The 18,272-nt window shown below is 45.8% G+C and carries 22 protein-coding genes and 3 pseudogenes; 11 read left to right on the top strand and 14 right to left on the bottom strand.

The features are described 5' to 3' along the window. The first annotated feature begins 3 nt into the window (after positions 1–3). From hisD to KQP84_RS00775, 4 genes and pseudogenes are all read left to right on the top strand, one after another. A pseudogene (gene hisD, locus KQP84_RS26045) lies at positions 4–1,310 on the top strand (histidinol dehydrogenase). Positions 1,311–1,608: 298 nt separating this feature from the next. Beyond that, positions 1,609–1,905 (top strand): glycoside hydrolase, encoded by a 297-nt coding sequence (locus tag KQP84_RS00785; protein ID WP_215844820.1) that lies wholly within the window; start codon positions 1,609–1,611, stop codon positions 1,903–1,905. 121 nt (positions 1,906–2,026) lie between these two features. Further along, the gene (locus KQP84_RS00780; protein WP_215844819.1) at positions 2,027–2,443 is read left to right on the top strand and encodes a hypothetical protein; all 417 of its coding nucleotides are present in this window, start codon (positions 2,027–2,029) and stop codon (positions 2,441–2,443) included. Positions 2,444–2,676: 233 nt separating this feature from the next. Continuing rightward, the gene (locus tag KQP84_RS00775) at positions 2,677–3,129 is read left to right on the top strand and encodes an acyltransferase (RefSeq protein WP_215844818.1); all 453 of its coding nucleotides are present in this window, start codon (positions 2,677–2,679) and stop codon (positions 3,127–3,129) included. Between the two features lie 150 nt (positions 3,130–3,279). On the opposite strand, the gene KQP84_RS00770 is transcribed toward KQP84_RS00775, so the two are convergent. Beyond that, on the bottom strand, positions 3,280–3,996 hold the full coding sequence (locus KQP84_RS00770) for an N-acyl homoserine lactonase family protein (protein WP_215844817.1): 717 nt from the start codon (positions 3,994–3,996) through the stop codon (positions 3,280–3,282). 205 nt (positions 3,997–4,201) lie between these two features. Between KQP84_RS00770 and KQP84_RS00765 the strand changes: the two genes are divergently transcribed. After that, entirely contained in the window at positions 4,202–4,804 is a 603-nt protein-coding gene (locus tag KQP84_RS00765; protein WP_215844816.1) for a site-specific integrase, read from the top strand. A 116-nt stretch (positions 4,805–4,920) separates the two neighbouring features. On the opposite strand, the gene KQP84_RS00760 is transcribed toward KQP84_RS00765, so the two are convergent. Beyond that, a complete protein-coding gene (locus KQP84_RS00760; RefSeq protein WP_215844815.1) occupies positions 4,921–5,664 on the bottom strand; it encodes a hypothetical protein in 744 nt (247 codons plus the stop codon). Positions 5,665–6,085: 421 nt separating this feature from the next. Here KQP84_RS00760 and KQP84_RS00755 point away from each other — a divergent pair, with 421 nt between their 5' ends. Beyond that, positions 6,086–6,283, top strand: a complete 198-nt coding sequence (locus KQP84_RS00755) for a hypothetical protein (RefSeq protein ID WP_215844814.1) — start codon at positions 6,086–6,088, stop codon at positions 6,281–6,283. 365 nt (positions 6,284–6,648) lie between these two features. On the opposite strand, the gene KQP84_RS26040 is transcribed toward KQP84_RS00755, so the two are convergent. Beyond that, the gene (locus tag KQP84_RS26040) at positions 6,649–6,822 is read right to left on the bottom strand and encodes an Ltp family lipoprotein (RefSeq protein WP_215844813.1); all 174 of its coding nucleotides are present in this window, start codon (positions 6,820–6,822) and stop codon (positions 6,649–6,651) included. Positions 6,823–7,349: 527 nt separating this feature from the next. Next, positions 7,350–7,802 (bottom strand): hypothetical protein, encoded by a 453-nt coding sequence (locus tag KQP84_RS00745; protein WP_215844812.1) that lies wholly within the window; start codon positions 7,800–7,802, stop codon positions 7,350–7,352. Between the two features lie 216 nt (positions 7,803–8,018). Here KQP84_RS00745 and KQP84_RS00740 point away from each other — a divergent pair, with 216 nt between their 5' ends. The 4 genes from KQP84_RS00740 (at position 8,019) to KQP84_RS00725 (ending at position 10,959) form a co-directional block, all read left to right on the top strand. Further along, positions 8,019–8,237 (top strand): hypothetical protein, encoded by a 219-nt coding sequence (locus KQP84_RS00740; RefSeq protein WP_215844811.1) that lies wholly within the window; start codon positions 8,019–8,021, stop codon positions 8,235–8,237. A 1,175-nt stretch (positions 8,238–9,412) separates the two neighbouring features. Further along, on the top strand, positions 9,413–9,814 hold the full coding sequence (locus tag KQP84_RS00735; RefSeq protein WP_215844810.1) for a hypothetical protein: 402 nt from the start codon (positions 9,413–9,415) through the stop codon (positions 9,812–9,814). Between the two features lie 224 nt (positions 9,815–10,038). After that, positions 10,039–10,398: a hypothetical protein gene (locus tag KQP84_RS00730; protein WP_215844809.1), complete on the top strand. Its 360-nt coding sequence runs from the start codon at positions 10,039–10,041 to the stop codon at positions 10,396–10,398. Between the two features lie 270 nt (positions 10,399–10,668). Further along, positions 10,669–10,959: a hypothetical protein gene (locus KQP84_RS00725; RefSeq protein WP_215844808.1), complete on the top strand. Its 291-nt coding sequence runs from the start codon at positions 10,669–10,671 to the stop codon at positions 10,957–10,959. Positions 10,960–11,175: 216 nt separating this feature from the next. Here KQP84_RS00725 and KQP84_RS00720 read toward each other — a convergent pair whose 3' ends face one another. Continuing rightward, positions 11,176–11,553: a DUF2591 family protein gene (locus tag KQP84_RS00720; RefSeq protein ID WP_215844807.1), complete on the bottom strand. Its 378-nt coding sequence runs from the start codon at positions 11,551–11,553 to the stop codon at positions 11,176–11,178. Between the two features lie 322 nt (positions 11,554–11,875). Between KQP84_RS00720 and KQP84_RS00715 the strand changes: the two genes are divergently transcribed. Beyond that, entirely contained in the window at positions 11,876–13,087 is a 1,212-nt protein-coding gene (locus KQP84_RS00715; RefSeq protein ID WP_215844806.1) for a DUF4236 domain-containing protein, read from the top strand. 46 nt (positions 13,088–13,133) lie between these two features. Here the strand turns inward: KQP84_RS00715 and KQP84_RS00710 are convergent, their stop codons facing one another. From KQP84_RS00710 to KQP84_RS00665, 9 genes and pseudogenes are all read right to left on the bottom strand, one after another. Further along, a complete protein-coding gene (locus tag KQP84_RS00710) occupies positions 13,134–13,598 on the bottom strand; it encodes a hypothetical protein (protein WP_215844805.1) in 465 nt (154 codons plus the stop codon). Positions 13,599–13,648: 50 nt separating this feature from the next. Beyond that, positions 13,649–14,251, bottom strand: coding sequence for an HNH endonuclease signature motif containing protein (locus KQP84_RS00705; RefSeq protein WP_215844804.1), 603 nt, complete (start codon positions 14,249–14,251; stop codon positions 13,649–13,651). Beyond that, positions 14,212–14,496 carry a hypothetical protein gene (locus KQP84_RS00700; RefSeq protein WP_215844803.1) on the bottom strand — a complete coding sequence of 95 codons (285 nt, stop codon included), beginning with the start codon at positions 14,494–14,496 and terminating at the stop codon, positions 14,212–14,214. Before KQP84_RS00700 ends, KQP84_RS00705 begins: the two co-directional genes overlap by 40 nt. 151 nt (positions 14,497–14,647) lie before the next feature. After that, positions 14,648–15,891: pseudogene (locus tag KQP84_RS00695) on the bottom strand (vWA domain-containing protein). Positions 15,892–15,964: 73 nt separating this feature from the next. Then, positions 15,965–16,225, bottom strand: a pseudogene (locus KQP84_RS00685) (TerD family protein); the annotation flags it as partial. Between the two features lie 165 nt (positions 16,226–16,390). Next, positions 16,391–16,723, bottom strand: a complete 333-nt coding sequence (locus KQP84_RS00680; RefSeq protein ID WP_215844800.1) for a hypothetical protein — start codon at positions 16,721–16,723, stop codon at positions 16,391–16,393. Between the two features lie 11 nt (positions 16,724–16,734). Then, complete coding sequence (locus KQP84_RS00675) at positions 16,735–16,977, bottom strand: hypothetical protein (RefSeq protein ID WP_215844799.1); 243 nt, start codon at positions 16,975–16,977, stop codon at positions 16,735–16,737. 47 nt (positions 16,978–17,024) lie between these two features. Then, positions 17,025–17,336, bottom strand: coding sequence for a DUF2913 family protein (locus KQP84_RS00670; protein ID WP_215844798.1), 312 nt, complete (start codon positions 17,334–17,336; stop codon positions 17,025–17,027). Between the two features lie 792 nt (positions 17,337–18,128). After that, the gene (locus tag KQP84_RS00665) at positions 18,129–18,266 is read right to left on the bottom strand and encodes a hypothetical protein (RefSeq protein ID WP_215844797.1); all 138 of its coding nucleotides are present in this window, start codon (positions 18,264–18,266) and stop codon (positions 18,129–18,131) included. Positions 18,267–18,272 lie beyond the last annotated feature (6 nt).

The following is an 18,272-nucleotide window of genomic DNA, read 5'->3' as shown; positions in this document are numbered from 1 at the left end:
TAAATGGGCATGATTTCTGAAGCAGATATTGAATATATCAAACGCCCGCAGGGGCAAGACGTGCAGGCAGACCAAACGCTCAGCAAGACAGTACAAACGATTATTGAGCAAGTACGTGAACGTGGCGACGCCGCATTGCGCGACTACTCGGCGAAATTCGATAAAACAACCCCAGATAATTTCGAAGTATCACCAAACGAGATTGCGAGCGCGCTCGCAGATCTTGATCCGCAAACCCGCAAGGACAGCGAGTTTGCTATTGCCCAGGTCAAGCGTTTTGCCCAAGCGCAATTGGCAACCCTGCAACCGCTTGAGATTGAAACGCTGCCGGGTGTGCATTTGGGACATCGTATTATCCCTATCCAAACCGTGGGCTGCTATATACCCGGCGGGCGCTATCCCATTTTATCTGCACCCGTGATGTCGATTGTCCCGGCAGTAGTGGCGGGATGCGATGAGATAATTGCCTGCCTGCCACCGGGTGCGCATCCGGCTATGATTGCTATTTGCCATCTTGCGGGTGCGCATCGCATTTTTAAGGTCGGTGGCGCGCAGGCAATTGCAGCGATGGCCTGGGGCACAGAATCTGTCCCGGAAGTAAATAAAGTTGTTGGACCCGGAAACGCCTTCGTTAACGAAGCTAAGCGTCAGGTATTCGGCAAAGTAGGCATTGATGCTTTGGCTGGCCCAAGCGAAATTTACGTGGTCGCCGATGAAAGTGCCGATCCGCGCATCTTAGCTGCTGATCTTCTGGCTCAGGCTGAACATGATGTGCACACCCGTGTAGGCATGGCAACCACCAGCCCACACATTGTCCACGAAACGCTGGCAGAAATTGAGCGTCAGCTTAGGAATTTGCCAACAGCGGCTACTGCAGGCGAAGCCTGGAAACGGCAGGGGAAATTGTTATCTGCCGTGATGAAGCGCAGCTCATTGCCTGGGCCGATTATATTGCTACCGAACATCTCCAGGTGCACACGCGTGATCCACACGCAACCGCCAGTAAAATCCGCAATTATGGTTCGTTATTTATTGGGCAAAATGCCAGCGTGGTGTTTTCTGACAAATGCTGCGGAACAAACCATACACTTCCAACAATGGCAGCAGCCCGATATACCGGAGGATTATGGGTCGGTGCTTATGTCAAGATTTGCACTCACCAGTGGATTGATGATCATGGAATTGCCGCCGTTGCCGAACCGGCCGTTCGCCAAAGTCGTACTGAAGGGATGCAAGCGCATCGCCGGGCGGCAGAGATCCGGTTATTCCCTCATAACGTTGATGCCATAACGAACGGAGAACGCGATTAATCGATTTTATCATCTGCTTAACACCACGCTCTGTGGGCGTGGTTATCCAAGTAAATTACCTTAGCCGATATATTAGCTTCGGTAGGTAGCAGGGTGCATATAAGAAAATATCAGGTTTTCGGATGCGTCAAAAAGCGGTACGATATTCATTGGTTTGAGAAATTAATAAGGTTCTCGACAGGCGGCAACAAGCATCATGTTTTTTATTAAACAGAATTTATCTTCCCTGGGCGCAATATTTTAATTGTGTGGGCTCACACACTGAACGCGGCGTGTTATTTAGTCGGGATTTAATTTTTTGTTTGATTTTTACGCTCTTCTTGTGCTGGCTGAAGAGTGGGAGCCAGGCTTGTCTGAAACGGCCATTAATTCATTGCATCAGGCTGGATTATCACGCTTGCGGCTGGGAACAGATAACTGGACCGCTGCTTTCATGAACCCGCAAGTAGTAAAGCTGGCAAAAGGGGCAGGATATCTGGTTGCCAGTTACGACTCCTATGATACTGGCATTCCTCAGGGCCTAAATGACAGCTGGCTCACGGCTCAGTTACCCAGCGAGATAACGGAAAAATGCCATATCATTTACAGAGGATGATTTCACAAGAATCAAAAAGCTTAGGGACAGTACAGCCCACGGTCTAGATTATAAAAAACATAGCCCTGATAATGATATAACCCACGAGACGCAACTGAGCGATCGCCTTCTGGTGTTACTAATGTGCTTTGTTTATCTTGAATTGGGTTTTAATGAAAAAGAGATCGCCTCATTTTTTCAGCACTCTCACTGCCGATTTATTAGTGGTGCAGATTTGAACAAGCGCGAATTGGATTGGCTGAGCGGCAGTGCTATGTTTATTAAGCTTACTAATCCTCCCAAAAATATGATTTTAAATAATCTTGATATAGTAGTGGTAAATCATTCAAGCAAAACAGATAGTTGGTTGCTGAATGAAGATATAACACAGAAACTACGCGCTAAATGGCTTAATAGTGGCATATCTTATTCAATCGATTATGTAAAGAGCGCTGTTCCCTGCAAAGAAGGCCAAACATTCGAATTAAATCAGCAAGTTTATATAGAGCACGAAGGGAGCGAAACAGAGAATTTTTTAACAGTAATCATTCGTTCCTGACTCTTTGCTGCCCCTCTCAGTAGGACTTTTTGAAATTCAAGGTCTGCTTCTCGCTCATAAAGGACCTTGCCCCGTGCAAAAGTCTGCTTTGTGCCAGAAGCGGACCTTGCAACCATCATAGTGCGCGAAACAATGGATGCAGGTTAGTTTAGCCACCTGATAGAGATAAAAAACTGCCCGGAGCTTTTTAAGCTATTCTGAGCCGAATCATCCCGAGTAAGGACACAGATAATATGAAGGTTATTGAAAGTGGCATTCGTGACGTAAAACAAGGTGAAAATGTGAAAGTAGTCATGCCGGTAAACATCTATGAGTGTGAACTGGGCGATGATGTTTTCGTAGGGCCATTTGTAGAGATACAAAAGGGATGCGTTATAGGCGACAGAACCCGAGTGCAGTCTCACACCTTTATCTGTGAGAACGTTACCTTGGGTAAAGACTGTTTTATAGGCCATGGCGTAACCTTTGCTAACGACCTGTTCAAGAATGGCGGCCCTGATGCTTCTGCAGAAAGCTGGATACATATCGTATTAGGTAACGCGGTAACAGTGGGTAGTGGAGCAACAATTTTAACAACGGACATTTGCAGTGGTGCGGTGATTGGTGCAGGCAGTGTGGTTACAAAGCCTTTACTGGTGAAAGGAGTGTATGCTGGCAATCCCGCCAGACTGTTGAGAGAACTCTAAGCATTATCTCTGCAAATTTTTAGCCCAAACTTATCGCCATTTCAGGTCGTTAAGGTCTGCTTCTCGCTCTTAGCGGACAGTCTTGTGTCAGAAGCTGACATTAAAAATGTAAGGGCATCAATGAACAGTTAGCAGAGCATGGCCTTAAAATTATTCATAAAAAGCCGGCGAAAGACGTAACGAAGCCCACTGCTCAGTGTCATGCCCGTAAACAACGAACGCCGCATTCTCGCTTTCAGCCAGGTCTGCAATTTTTTGCGTACTCCGCCTGATACCCGGTTCATCCTCCATATCGGTGACAAACATCTGGCGTGTACCCGCATTTGCCATTGAGTGATGCATAACAGCGTCAGCGGCAAGCAAAACGGTTCCTGTTTCAGAAAGCCGCACTAAAAGAGACTGGTGACCAGGAACATGCCCACTGGTTTCAAGCAGTACGATGCCCGGTAAAAGCTCATAATCACCTTCAATCAGGCGATACCGGAGTGACGGATGGCCCCATGAATCCCGATTTGCGTTGAAGCGGGGATGCCCGTTTCTGGCCAGTTCGTAATGTTCTTTCTGAATGATGAGCTCCGCATTGCTGAATAAATCATGATTGCCGGAATGGTCTTCATCAAGATGAGTGCATATGAGGTATCTGATATCGGCTGGATTCACGCCGATAGCCTCAAGACGAGCTTCAACTGTATCTTCGGGTCTGATTTCAACTGTCAGACCGGGCGGATTTGCAGGCGTATCTACAAAGGAACGAGGCCAGCCGGTATCTACAAGGATATTTATTCCTTCGTTTGTCTGAATTAAATATCCTGGCACAGGAATGTTACCCGGCTGCATCGTACCCAGATAAAGCATATAAAGGCGCATGCCATTCTCTCTTATTTTCAAATGTATGCTAAAAAAATAGAAGAATATCCCTATGAAGGGAAAGTTTTGGCGGCTCTCCCAACATGTTGTTTCGCCATAGGTGATTGAGTCGCTTTCGGGGGCTCATTGACCAGAGGGGTTACATCAGCTTTTCGCTCACACGAGACAATCATAATCACATCTCCTTAATCACTGGAGATTGATTATGAATACGACACCCTGGAACAAAAGCCGTATTATCGGCCAAAAACGACCGCTTCAGATATCTCATGTCTGGGGAATTCGTATCAGACTTGAGCTGGAAGAAAAAGTACGCGATTTGGCTCTGTTTAACATGGCTCTGGACAGTAAGCTTCGGGCCAGTGATCTGGTGAAGTTGAAAGTATCTGACGTGGCATATGGCCATGCGGTTTCGGGTCGAGCGACTGTGCTGCAGCAAAAGACAGGTAGTCCTGTTCAGTTTGAACTGACTAAAGGAACCAGAGAGGCAGTAGCAGCATGGATCAAGGTGGCTCACCTGCGTAGCACTGACTATCTTTTCCAGTCTCGTGTCGGTTCTTACCGGCATATCTCAACCAGACAATACAACCGTATATTCCATGGATGGATTGAAAAGCTCGGTCTTGATGCTTCATTGTACAGTACGCATTCTATGCGGAGGACCAAACCATATCTGATCTACAAAAAAACTAAGAACCTGCGGGTGATTCAGTTACTGTTAGGACACAAAAAACTCGAAAGCACGGTCCGCTATCTGGGTATTGAAGTCGATGATGCTCTGGAGATATCTGAGTCCATTGAGGTCTGAGTTTACCAGGGCTGTAACAGCAGCCCTGTGCCAAATGCGGACGCTGATGGCATCTGAGCTGGTCATATTCAGGAAGCAGGTCACTTCAGGCGGAATGAACAGATGGGACTTAAACGCTAGTTTTCAGATCTGACAATCTTTTTTGTTATTTTACCACTCAATACTAAATCATCTTGCGTTGAAATGAGCCACAACTCCCTGATGTCATCTTCCCAAAGCGTTTCATTACGAAAGCGGTCCAGGATAGTAGAAAGTTCCTGCGTTTGATGCTGGTCGAGATGGTCTGTCAGGTTAAAATATCCAACAAGAAAGAACTTCGTTTGCTTAAGCCCAAGCAGTGACTGTATCTCCCCGAAGATGTGTCCCGCACCGTTTGCTTCCGGATATACTTTTAAATACAGTCTTCCCGTGTTAACCGGCCCAATGAAAATTCCGCCAAGCCTGTATTTCTTACAGGGAGGGGTATTTAAAAATGACTGAAGGGCTTTCGTGACATGCTCCGTGCAATCATCACTCAACCCGCTACTTATAGTTGCATGTAGCAGCTTTTTCCGCTTATCCAGTAGATCCCAGGCTATCTTCCCGGAAAAAGATGTGTTGCGCAGTGCCTTTTCAAGCTCGATAAAAATAGCCGTCTCATGCAGACGCTCATCGCTGACAGGCAACACAAGAGAATTGCGTTTAGTGGTATAAGTACCCATACAGTAGTCTTCATCAATGGCTATAACATCAGGGTGTGACGGATTAACCAAAGGAAGATGAGCGCGCCGGTAATTGGCATCCAGAGAAATTTCGTCTCCGTCTGAGAATGCCCGTTGAGCACTACCGTACCCAAGTATCTTATCGTCAGTAAAAATCATCCCAATAATCCTTTTCTGCGGACTAAAAGCTAAAAATTGCGATGGCTTACCCATTAACTGTTTAATGAAACAGTTAATCGAGCTTAAGCATCCCTGGAGATCCACGCTAGCAGGCATTTGTTACAGTCAAATTAGGGAATTATCTGTTGGGGTGATGACCTGTTCCCCGTTCATCAACACAAGCCGATGTTAATAATTACTTCATCTGTTGTGGGAACGATTGCGAACTTCCGCTTCTCGCTCTTAGCAGACCTTGCCCTGCACGCATGTCCGCTGTGTGCCATAAGCGGACGTTTAAAAGATACGCTTTGCTTTGCTATATAACTAACCTGTTTAAGACTAAATTCGACCCATTAGTCAAAAACCGACATTACTAACTGATCGTTGTATCTGATACTGGGGGCAGGTCACCGGAGGTAATGTGTCATTGCAGAATCTTGAAATCGTGCCTCGCCTGCTGCCGGACGTTCGCGCAGACAGGAAGCGTCATACCATTCGATGGCGGGAACGCGAAATTGTGCCGGACCCTATGCTTTACGTAAACGTGCAGGATGCCTTTGACACGGTCATGGTGTGTGACACGGTTGCGGTCATCCACCATTTACCGCCTGCGGTGTAAGTTCGTGGCCGAGATGTTAGGGTAGATCCGGGTGATATCCAGGTGCAAAAAAGCCCCGGAGGGCTTTAACTCAGTTACTAGAACGACAATCCCGGCACCAACTTTGATTTGTTGCCCCCGAAGGTATGGTTCTAAAACCAAAAAGCGCCTGAAGCTCACCAGCAGTGTGTGCAGTAGTCGTTCTGCATTTTGGGCAAGTATGCGGAAGGTTAACTGTACCTACCATTTAAAATTTCCTTAGAGGGGGCCGCTTGGAAAACGGAAATTATCCGGGGTTAATAAAACCAGCATGCGGAGGAAGCAAACACCGGCGCAATGGAATTCGGTGGTTCGAGTGTAACCATCACTTAAACCATACCGTGTTTTTAGCAGCCACCTGCCTGTTTTGCCCCGTATGTTGCTTGGTCAACGGTGTATTTATCTCCGGCACTTGAGGAAAGTTGCTCAATGAGGCCTTTGCATGAGAAGCCCGTCATACTGAGATACTCCTTCGCAGATTTCACCGCCTCCTGGTTCCAATCAATATTCAGGCTGTCCACTGCTACCGTAGCGTCAGAAATATCGTAACCATCCCCTGCATCCGATGAAAGTTAATGAATAAGTCCGTCCCGTGAAAAGCCCGTCATACTGAGATACTGCTTCGCAGATCTAACGGCATTATTTTGAGGCCCAGTTAAATCTCCCGCCCATGTGGGCGCTACGACAAACAAAGCTGCAGTAATTACTGTCTTCAAAAACCCATTTTATCACTCCATTAGTTTATCCGATTGGGCTCGTTGCTATTCGACGGCTTCGACATTTTGGGCAGTAATCTGGCGTTCCATTTCCAGTACGACTTGTCCATTCACGCTTTCAATCCAAGCACTTAGCCCGGTAAATGGTCGTTGCCATTGAATACGCCGTCGATTTTAAAAAAATTGTAAAGTGCACTGTGTTTATCGGCAAGATAGATATGAACTTGAGTCGATTAGAGATGTTATGTTTAATGTGGCAGGACTTCCCTGTAGCTTTCATTTTGACGTCCGCTTTGTGCCAGAAGCAGAAATTGCTTTAAAGCAAAAGGTTTCTAATTGATCGCTTCTTGCTCGACATCGTAAGTTTTGCTATCAACTGATCCATCGCTAAAAGTCTGTATCATGGTCAACCTATTCCTACTAATGCTGTAATGAATTTTTCCATCTAAAGGGTCATTACGCCATCTGCCAGTATTATTAGGATTATTCGATGCCCAAATTACTTGGTAGCCATCAAGCTTGCATTTGATAGCCCAACGTGAATTATCTGATGGACGATTGTAATGTACATATGCTATTCCATCAGTATCTAACTGATCTAATTTCATGATTTTGTATTCACGTCCAAAAGTTATAGCAGCCGTAGCTTTACATATTTCGCCTAACTGTGGATTAACATCATATTTTGCCGTCGGAGGCCTTTGAAAAGGGTCACTATTATACTTTATCAGGATTAAAGTAGTAAAAACCATAATAGCAATCGCAAAAAAGTGTTTTTTGTTCATGACGAACCGATGATAAAAAGGAATTAAGTGATAAATATCGACAATGTTTTAAAATTCTTTAGAGACAAACTTATTGATACTTACGAAACGTTTGCTTAACTAAGCCTGCTTTTCGCTCAAAGCTGCCCGTCATGCCTGCTTAAGGAATCAACTTAATGTAGGATATTTTCCGTTTTCCAGGCGGGCCCCAAGTTGAGGCCCTGAGGCCTCATTGTATTGTCAGCTACTCGCCTGCAGTGCAACGGCATATTTATCAGCAATTATCTGCGCCACTTCATCATTCAGCCCGGCATTTCCATCAACGTTCACAATGAAAGGAAACTGACGCGGGTACAGGTAAGCATCGTCATCAACGATCAGGTAATGTTTGATTCGGTGGGTAAAAACGAAATCCTGGCATTCTTCAGCTCCGTGATATGCAGCTATTCCTTTTGAAAAATCCTGCGTAATGCCAAGCAGCCGGTCAAACTATTCAGCTTTGAATAATGCTGTCAGGTACGTCCTGCTGTAGCTGTTGCGAATGGGGTCAATAATTACGATATAGAGATCTGGGCATTTATCAAGGAGACGTTCCAGAACATTCATCAGCGCATAATCTGCAGAGTGTTTTGTATGTAAGACGCCGCCAAAGTCCAAAAACAACACGACATGCTCCTGCGGCAGGTCATGCCACAGTGAATACCGATCATTAAGGGTTCTGTCATCTTCAGGAGATTCACAGACAGCGACATCTGATGCGAACCGAAGCCTGCAAAGTAACTTTCTGACCATCTTTGTTATCCCGTTGTTAATAAGGCAGGAATAATAACAATGATTAAAATGTACAAGCTGTGCATTATGAGAGCCTGTTTCATACTCACTGTAGATATATTAAAAGAGTAAAATCAATTATCTCAAAGGTAACTGCACGGTGTTTAAATGAAGACTGCTTCAGTGAACGCAAGGCTGGTGGGCCGGAAATCACTCTCAGAAAGAAACGAGACTTATTATAAATTTGAAGTGAGATATTCTGGTAAGAACCAAATATTTTTCATACTGGCTTATGAAAATGAAAAGGTACTTTTAAACAATGTGTTTGAAGCGTTGCCCCTGTCAGAACAGTCAAACATTAACATCCACAGAGTATGCAGTCACCTTGTGGACACGGTAGCTACTGTGTAACCTGGCATCCATGCCTGTTCATATAGTTGATGAATGACTGATTATATAAATCTATAGCATTATTTCCCGGAAGGAGTAAACAGAGACTTAACAATTTCAGGAATGCACATTAAAAACATTATAACGCCGACGACGACGCACATAAAGCTGAGGAGAGGCAGGGCAAACATAATATCAAGATCGGAAGTTAACGCAAATATTGCCATTACACAGCAGGTAATGCAAAAGGCCATAAAAGCAAATCTTAACGGGTGCATTTTACTAAAATGTTCTTTAATATTTTTAAACATAACTATTCCCATCCAATTTATAAATATGTCTCATAGGGCAATGCATTGATATTATACACAGGCGCTGGTAATTAAAATTGTAAGCAACCTGACGCCAAATTCAATAGAGAGTTACTTGGAAACCTGTCAATAAATATTAATTATCCTCTAAAAAATCGGGTGCCAAACAATGACATTGCTACAAATGCCATGCTGACCAGAAGATTAAATAAAAAACTGAATAAAGGTTGGCTATTGAAGCTGGCACAAGCCTCTGGTTGTATACCCGGGAAAATCAATAATCTATTGTGGATGCGTAAGGTAAGCGAAAAATATGAGCACCAAAACCAACGTTCAAAAGCTTTTTATAAGATGGGTGAAAAAATTGCACGGTTAATCGATACGGCTCAGTACCATGTAGCTTGCGCTGAAGAGGCTCACGTACATTATGGCGAACGGTTTACTCGTATGGATGCGTGCTGGTATTACACCCGTGGAGTGCTCACTGAGCTACTCATAAAAATCAAGTTGATGAAGAGTAATGGTTACTTCTGCTGGAGAGATCGAGCCCGAAAACCTTAAAAACCACGCAACGACATACCCTTATGAATCAATGAATTAGTGCGCATAACCTATCTTATGTTAAATTGAACATTTCATTATGCACTTATAGTCGACCTATCCTTAAAGAAACCTGGATGCCACTCAGCTAACTATGGAAAAGTAGTAAACTTTAACTGATTACATTAAAGGGTTCTCATACATGACCGATAAGGAAGTGACACTAAATCGCAACAGGATCCTTTATGAATTCAAAAGACTGCATCATCCCAGCTATTATTATCGCTCTGTCAGCTTGTACTTCACCTAAGCAAAACGATACAGAGGACACACGCTTTCAGGCTATCGATGCGGCCGCAAAACAGTGTGCCGACTCAGTCATAGGAGCTTCTAAAGCTGCTGCTGCAAAAGGCCTGTCCGGTAAATATGAATCCGCCTCTGCTTACTATGTCACAACCAGAATCAACGGTTCTTTTATCGAAACTGAAAGTCGTGGTATCGCCTATGCGAAGTCCGCGTATGTTGATTCAGGGATTGATGGTAGCGCCTGGCGAACCTGTATGGCTGGAAAAAATGCAATGTCTCCGGAGATTGTATTTAACTGACCCGGTGGTCGTGGCTTAAAAATTAAGCACGTAATTGTCAAAAATTAGTTAACGTATATAATCTTCCTGACGGACATTATCCGCTGTTCCACTTTCATTTTTATGCATCTGCATAGCGGTAGCCATATAACGTTGAGAGGTTTTCAGTTTCGATTATAATGACACCCGTTGTGACTTTTAATATGCCAAAAACAGAATAGTCACAGGAGGTAATAATGAATTACTACGCACAGGATCACTTCTAAGTATTGTAAAAAACTTAGGAGTGTTATGAAGAAGCTAAAGCTGCAGTACAGATATGCTAAAGAGCATCACGGAGCTCATGATAGCTGGTTTGTTTATCCCTTTCTCAGAAGCAGTTTGCACAAGCATTTCAGCACCAAACAGGAAAAAAGCTACTTTTATTTGCACCACGCTGAATATAAGGAATACCCGCTTAAACTCAGAGCTGCAAGAGGTAAGCTGTTAATAAATCCCTGGGCTGATCTGCCAACGCATGCGTATGCTTTGGGCAAGAGCTGGAAGCACAATTCAAGAAGAAAGTATCAGTACTATCGCTGATAAGTTCAACCTGACCTGAAAGGCCTGTATACAGGCCTTTTGCTTTTCCGGCAATGCTCCATTGCGCACTTACAGGCGCATTTCCCAGTTTTATTCAGTACATCCACAAATCAAGAGCCGTTAAGTTCCTGACATGAAGTGCAGACAGGTTGAGATGAAGACTTTAGCTTATTGCTACGCACACATACTGCAAAGAGCCCTTTCGTTACTGCTATCTCAACATTCACGTTTGTTACTGATGAGAACAGCTGGTACTTCCACCGTTTCGCCTAATTTACGCTTTACAATAGCCCGGCACAGTGCCGTCAGTACAGTCGCCCCAGTGGCCCAAAAGTAATCGGTCGTTGCGAACCAGGGCTCTTCAGTCGTCGAAAAATCCTCAAAGTTTTTATCGATCATAATGCTGAAAGTTTCAATCAACACCACGCCCTGTCTCCCGTCTGTCGAAGGTGACCAGTTATTCCCGTCCAGAAGGATCAAGGGCGGCGAGCCAATGATTATTTTCACTCCATCAAGTCGACCAGCGGCTTTTGCTACAGCCCAGTCAAGAGCGGGTCCTTCTAAATCTACTGTTTTAACTGCTTTAGTCTGCATCTCGCCTTCTTTGCTAACAGGGAAAACAACTGTTCGCTGTTCCCCTTTCGAACATGTAACTACCTTACTCACGTCAGCAAGTTTAGCCAGCTTGGAAAATTCGGATTCTCTTTAAACAGCAACTCAAAGTCTTGTGCGCCCGCGTCGCAGCCAGTGAGCAAAGCGGCGGCCAACAGACCCTGTGATGCTTTTGGAGTCAACCCGACAAATCAGTGTTGCGTTGCATGCCAGCAGGACTTGATTACAGATACTGGTTTGTCTTTTGCTGTTATCAGATACTTGTCCTCACCCAGACATTTAAGCCGAATAAGAAAGGGAAATCATGGGATTCAGGTTCAGAAAATCGATAAGCATCATACCGGGAGTCCGGGTTAATCTCAGCAACAGCGGCGCAAGCATGAGCGTTGGTCCACGCGGTGCTTCTGTGTCGTTCGGAAAGCGTGGCACTTATGCCAATCTCGGACTACCCGGCACGGGGCTGAGTTACCGGACGCGCCTTGACCGTGCCAGCGCCGCCAGCAGGCAACGCAGTGCGGGCAGGCAGGAAGACCCGCGTCTGCGTGCTGAGCTTGAACGTGAAGTTGAGCAGTTGAATGACGCTGTTGAAGAAATTATAGATATACATCTGCTTACGCCAGATCCCCGCTCCGGGCATACCTTCGACGAGCTTGAAGCACATTACCGAGAGCTTATGCTCCGTCCGTACAGTGTCCCCGCTCCCGTTCGCCCCCAGAAGCCCTTCCCTTTGCCTGAGCCGGAACAACCGGGCGAAAATCAGGGTTCAGGTTTTATTGGCCGCTTGTTTGAATCTGCCGCAGCTAAACAGGAGCGACTTAATCAGAACCAGCAACGCTGGCGTCGTGAAGTTGAAGACTGGCAGCGGGAAAATGATCTGGCTCTGAAACGATATCAGGAGCTGCGCCAGAGATGGGCGGAACAGTATGCCGACTGGCAGCACGAATCCGCACACCATCAGAAGCAGCTAGAGCTCGCTGGCAGCAGCATCTCATCGCAGTTTGCCCGTGACACTTATTATTTTGAATCGCTTCTGGCTGAAGTCATACAGGCAGCTGACTGGCCTCGGGAGACGCTGGTTTCCTTCCAGGTAAAACCCGCCAGCTCTGAAATTCTTATCGACGTTGATTTACCGGAAGCCGAGGATATGCCGACTTCATCTGTACGTGTAAATGCCAGAGGAACAGAAATCATAGAAAAGGAGCTTTCGCAGAAGGCTGTACGCGAGCGGTATGCACGGCATATTCACGGAATACTTTTGCGCCTGACCGGAATGGCTTTTTGTGCCCTGCCTTTTGAGACAGTGAAAATCAGCGGATTCACGCAGCGCATCAGTAAGCAGACGGGGCATCTGGACGATGAGTACATCCTTTCAGCGCGTATCAACCGGAGTGCCTTTGAAAGGCTGAATTTCTTCAGCCTCGAAGATGTTGACCCGGTTGCAGCCTTTGACCGCTTTGACCTGCAGCGTAAAATGAGTGCGACGTTTATTTTTCAACCCGTCACGCCTTTTGCCTGATTCATGTCCGGTTAGCCCACCAGCAGGAAAGCCGGACAATGACTGATTATCTGTTTGTCCGGCAACGGCGGTTATCAATCACAGTTGCGAACATGGGATCGCCTTCTGCATTTTCAACATTCAACAGTACAACCGTCATTGAATGCTGAAGCAGCGGCCTTACAGCCGGATTTTTGCAGACTAATGCTGAGATAACCCCATCCGGGCTAAAAACGATCTTCCTGATTTCATTCTCTTTCAGACGATCAACGCGGACGTGGTAAGTCAGAGAATCTACGGTTTCAGCCGGAAGCGTAATTTCTGCCGCCTCAGAATCCGTCACAGGTTGATACCCCTTTAGCGTTGAAATACGGGCATCTGTGACGGTATAAGGCGGATTATCGATGCTTGTAATACTGTCTGGTATGACAATACTACTGCCGTTTTGCTTCAGCTTAGTCTCTGCAAACACACACCCAGACGTAATCAGCAGAACCAGGAGCGACACGATTATTTTGATCATCTGTTTCATTGTCGGGGTATCGGTTAATGAATGCAGTGAGTACCGTAGCCTCAGTCTGTTCACAGTGACCTGGTGCCATGTTTATTCAAAAATGCTTTCCAGCGTGGCATAAGAAATTTTTCATTAACCGGCTTTCCCAGTTTATCCATTCCTATAGGGGTCGCATGAAAAGCATTCAGATCCTCATCCTGCTGACGTGATTCAAGACTGAAGAACATGGTCATATTTTCAGGATTAATAGCGCAATGTCCTTGATCAAACAGAGCATGTATATCCCTGCGCATTAACAAGCCGTTAGTGACATCAGGAATGCCTTTATCACGATATGGAATCAGATGAGCGGCTTCAGTACGCCATTGCATAGTGGAACCCGTTATCACGCAGCGATTTTTACAGTTTTTTCTGACCGCTTTAGCAAACAGGGACTGGTCCGGGCGTGATATGCCGATAATCTCGGAACCTTCACGGAAAGTTTGAGGGTCTTCAGGGAACTGTGATTCATCAGTTTCATGTTTATCCGCAACAGTTACATACGTTTTCCCCTGCCCGCTGGGTTTACCTTCATTAAAGTGAAGAGATTTCGTGTCTGAAATACCGACGAATTTCAGTTGATCGAAAATTACTATTTTCTTTTCATTGCCAGTGGAAGGATTGAGCCCCAAAAACGACCGGTATATACCTTATACATACTGGGTTGTTGCAAGACACGCAAAACCACGTAATCAAAAATTCTGTATTCGGCAATAACCCACATACCCGACATTCCGACACCGGTAGTCGTGTCTAAATCCAGAAAGCCCTTCTCCTCGGGATATTTGGTGTTGATAGAGAGCAATTCACCCGTTAAGCCGAGCTCGGTAATTGAGCTAATACAGGTGGGTGTGGAGGGTGTACTGGTTCTTTTCACTAACAGTGATCCTTTTCTCTTACAGATTTTTTTGTGCGGTAGCTGAAATCAAAGTTAGTCAGACTAAGTCTCATTGCAGTTCTGACCTGAATTAAACCGGGAAGCAGACCTTTCCCGGTTTAATCAGCCACGGGTTTGAAGCCACACAAGCCTAACGCAGGATGCGCTTTTCCCTGGCGATGTCCAGCCACTCCCGGAACTCCGTCAGCAGCATGTCATAGAGCTTCTCATCACTGACGCGTTCGTAGTCGTCGATCGGGAAAAAGTGCGTGTTATCTACCAGCCTGTCACTGAAGGAATCCAGCTTTTCCAGAATGCCGTAATTGCGTCCGCCCAGCCCCAGGAACTTCCAGAACACGGGCAGCGTGGCGGATTCGCGGATGCAGTCTTTAATTTCACGGGTCTTCTGAATGCCGCCGTCGGTGATAAACACGATAAACACGGGCAGATGGGAGTCGCGATAAAAGTTAATGATGTCTTTCATAACCGGTGGTTCATTATTAGTCCCGCCCAGACCCGGCAGGATTTCCCACATGCTTCGCTTACCCGCATTCTGGATCCGCTCAATGTACCCGCTCACGTTATCAAGCGTGACGTCATCATACTTTCTGAATTCGGTACCGAAGCCCCAGATATCCAGATTCTGGTCGTCATCAAACTGGACGGCAAGCGCAGTCACGCGTTCCAGAACCTTCTGTACGTTGCCGCGCTTAAACTGGCCGGTCATGGATCCAGAGGCATCCAGAACAAACGCCACTCTGGCCCGGACATCGTTCAGCCGGTGCTTTTCCAGACTTACGCGAATGGGCTTGGCGAGGCTGACAAGCTGAGGCACCTTTTCGAGTTTTTTCTCCAGGCTCACGGCAGGCTTTGGTGCCGGAGCCGGTGTGGGCTCAGGACTGGAAACATCCACACCAAAGTGAACAGCCAGAGGATGTAATCCGCCATCAAAGCCCTGCCCGATGGCGCGGATTTTAAACTGCCCCTGATGGCGGTAAACCTGCCCGATAATAAGCGCCTTCTCTTTTCGACCGGCCAGCGGGACGTCGTAACGCATATCACCGACAACCATGCTGAGGCTGCTCAGTCCTTCCACCGTGTCTCTGCCATCAATCACAAGCGCAATAGCAATCTTGCTGACAGCTGAGGGAAGCGATGACAGATCCATTCTGAACAGGGCATTCCCCGGGCTGATGGTCATCTCAACGCTGCCGTTTTCATTTCGGGGCTGGTTGAAAAAATCATCGAGCTGTCACCCAGCACCTTGTCGTCAGTGCCGAGCAGAAACGCTGACGCGTCAATATCGCTACTAAAGCCGGTGCGGGTGGTATAGGTGAGACGCAGTTCTGTCCTGTTGCTGTTCAGCGCCGCATTCTGGCCGGAGGCAAGTTCCATAAATTTCCTCTCTGATTTGTTTCAGTCTAAAATAAGCCCCGTTATTACTGACAGGGCTGCTGGTTGTCACTGATTATCCAGAAACACCGTGCTGCGAAGCGAGGGCCGACAGGCCACCGGCAAATCCCTGTCCCACGACCTTGAATTTCCACTCGCCGTTGTGGCGATACTTTTCGTCAAACACCATTGCGGTTGCAGTGCTCGCGTCTTCTGACATGTTATAGCGCGCAATTTCAGTATTGTTGTCTTCGTTAACAATACGGATGTAAGCGTTAGACACCATGCCGATGTTCAGCTTACAGGTTTCAGTATCGTAAATTGCGACGGCTGAAATTGCTTAATTCTCTGATATCTTTGAGCTTCTATGAGATATTTTTAAAATTCGCTAAAAGCAGCATAATCAGAAGGCTGTTGCATTTATAGACATTTCAGCATTGCCACCAAAACCAATTCGGAAGGTTTTCTCATCATTTGATTTCAGAAATATGCCGACTTCTTTTTAGCCTGCCACACATATGCTTGTCTGTTTTGCACTTAAAACATGATCCCCGGGCTGGGTAAAGAATTTTACTTTCTCTCCAGTATCCAGTTCAGCAATCGCGGTTCCGTCAAGATAAACAACAATATTACATCCACTGCCAGTAAATCCGGAATCACGCTTAACAATCAGCGCTCCTTCGCCCGGATTTTTAATCAGGGATCTTTTTGAAATGATGCGCTCTGAAGGTACATCTTTAGCATTATCATTACTGACCGGAGTTGTGGCACACCCATTTAGCAAAAGGAGGTTCATCATTATTAAGGCCGTCGCACTCAGAGGCTGATGATTCAATTAAAGCTCCTTTATAAAAGCGGTATAACGGTTATCGCTGAATAGTTTTCGCAAGCTGTAAGGCCTGAGTTTTTAATATCACAGTCACTGAAAGCAGTAAGCAGACTATCGGTATTACCACAAAACCTGAGTTCAAACGGGCTGATAAGCTTGTTTTCATCGCTGTAGCAAAGTGCGATGTCCGTCATTTTTATAAATAACCTGCGTGATGCACCATAGTTATATCGCTCGTTTTTCCAGTCTTTCTCACTCATCCTGACATCTTCCCACCCCATATCTTTCAGGGTCTCAATAAGATAAGTCAGACGAAACAGGTCATTTTTTCCTTTATAGCACCGGTTGAGGAATGCCAGATGTATTCCACCTTACTCCTGAGGTTAGCGGAATAGCTGTACTTTTTCCCCATCCCCTGCAGCCATATGATGTCAGGAGCCACTGACTTAGGGAAAAGCTTACGTTTCTGAGCATTTCCAAGCCAGCGCATAATGAACAGGTGTTCGTTTGTTTTTGTAGAAGCCAGTCCGTCGAACTTTGCGAGCTTTATGGCTACAAGCAAGCACCAGGCGAAATGGGCCAGTTCTGCGATAGGTCGTTTTTCGTAATGCGGGATCAAACTTAACTCCATGTGAAAAGTAACTTTCGTCGCTGCGATTATAACACCCGCTCAGTTATCAACGCTAAAACGGAATTTTCACGCCCTCCATAAGTTACGTTGTCACACATTCTATATGTCGTATATTTTACAATAATGAGACTAATCAGTAACTTGGTTTGTTACCCGCAATGTCATGTGGGCAAATCTGGTCGATCTCTTTACTTTTCCGCCATACCTTTTTTCACGTTGATCGAATCCGTATTGGATGAGATATATTTTTCTCTTTGTTCGCAATACTTAGGCCGGAAATACAGCTACCATAAAACCAACCTGAGCGATGCAGTGCAAGCCGGGACAAAAGAACATCAGACGCAACGTTAGCCGGTTTGTCGCCCATATCTCCAAGGAATTCATCGCAATTGTTAACGCCATGCTTGCGTAGTTCAGTCAAAGCACGTTCCTTGGAAATTGCGACTCCTTCTGCACTTTATAAATAAGTTTGCGGATCATCTAACTGCATCGTTGTGTCTCCCGGTTGTGGTTGGTCCTTCGACCACTAGCACTGCTGTGAAATGAGCAAAGTTCGTCGCATGGTTCCTGTAATCACAATAAGAGAGTAATGCGAGAAGTGGCTGTGTGTAAGTTCGGTTGACGGGTGAAACAAAGCAGAGTTATAGATAAAACGTTGCGTCTTTTTGCTTCTAAATTTTTCAGTTTAAAAGTAGCTTTTAATGTGTCGATAGGCTCGTCCATGAGCCCCACCTCATCTACTCATAATCCCTGAGTTGAAACGTCTTCAATCTCTTACTGTTACGTCACGATATAATCTGACAGGCTTTCTTCGGAATGCTCCTCTTCACCGGCACACGCGCTAAGCTTCGCCTGAAGTTTCCAGATATGATTCAGCATCAAGGGTGCATTCGCCATAAGCTGAGCTTTAAGCAACATAGTATG

It is taken from the genome of Candidatus Pantoea bituminis, assembly GCF_018842675.1.
Taxonomy (GTDB): Bacteria; Pseudomonadota; Gammaproteobacteria; order Enterobacterales; family Enterobacteriaceae; genus Pantoea; species Pantoea phytostimulans.
Note: the sequence above shows the minus strand (reverse complement) of the source record. Positions and strands in the feature narration are given on the sequence as shown.

Excerpts from the sequence above, each read along its gene's own strand:
- KQP84_RS00780 (WP_215844819.1), top strand. The coding sequence starts at position 2,027 with ATGTGCTTTGTTTATCTTGAATTGGGTTTTAATGAAAAAGAGATCGCC.
- KQP84_RS00775 (WP_215844818.1), top strand. The coding sequence starts at position 2,677 with ATGAAGGTTATTGAAAGTGGCATTCGTGACGTAAAACAAGGTGAAAAT.
- KQP84_RS00770 (WP_215844817.1), bottom strand. The coding sequence starts at position 3,996 with ATGCGCCTTTATATGCTTTATCTGGGTACGATGCAGCCGGGTAACATT.
- KQP84_RS00765 (WP_215844816.1), top strand. The coding sequence starts at position 4,202 with ATGAATACGACACCCTGGAACAAAAGCCGTATTATCGGCCAAAAACGA.
- KQP84_RS00760 (WP_215844815.1), bottom strand. The coding sequence starts at position 5,664 with ATGATTTTTACTGACGATAAGATACTTGGGTACGGTAGTGCTCAACGG.
- KQP84_RS00745 (WP_215844812.1), bottom strand. The coding sequence starts at position 7,802 with ATGAACAAAAAACACTTTTTTGCGATTGCTATTATGGTTTTTACTACT.
- KQP84_RS00730 (WP_215844809.1), top strand. The coding sequence starts at position 10,039 with ATGAATTCAAAAGACTGCATCATCCCAGCTATTATTATCGCTCTGTCA.
- KQP84_RS00725 (WP_215844808.1), top strand. The coding sequence starts at position 10,669 with ATGAAGAAGCTAAAGCTGCAGTACAGATATGCTAAAGAGCATCACGGA.
- KQP84_RS00720 (WP_215844807.1), bottom strand. The coding sequence starts at position 11,553 with ATGCAGACTAAAGCAGTTAAAACAGTAGATTTAGAAGGACCCGCTCTT.
- KQP84_RS00715 (WP_215844806.1), top strand. The coding sequence starts at position 11,876 with ATGGGATTCAGGTTCAGAAAATCGATAAGCATCATACCGGGAGTCCGG.
- KQP84_RS00710 (WP_215844805.1), bottom strand. The coding sequence starts at position 13,598 with ATGAAACAGATGATCAAAATAATCGTGTCGCTCCTGGTTCTGCTGATT.
- KQP84_RS00675 (WP_215844799.1), bottom strand. The coding sequence starts at position 16,977 with ATGAGTGAGAAAGACTGGAAAAACGAGCGATATAACTATGGTGCATCA.
- KQP84_RS00665 (WP_215844797.1), bottom strand. The coding sequence starts at position 18,266 with ATGTTGCTTAAAGCTCAGCTTATGGCGAATGCACCCTTGATGCTGAAT.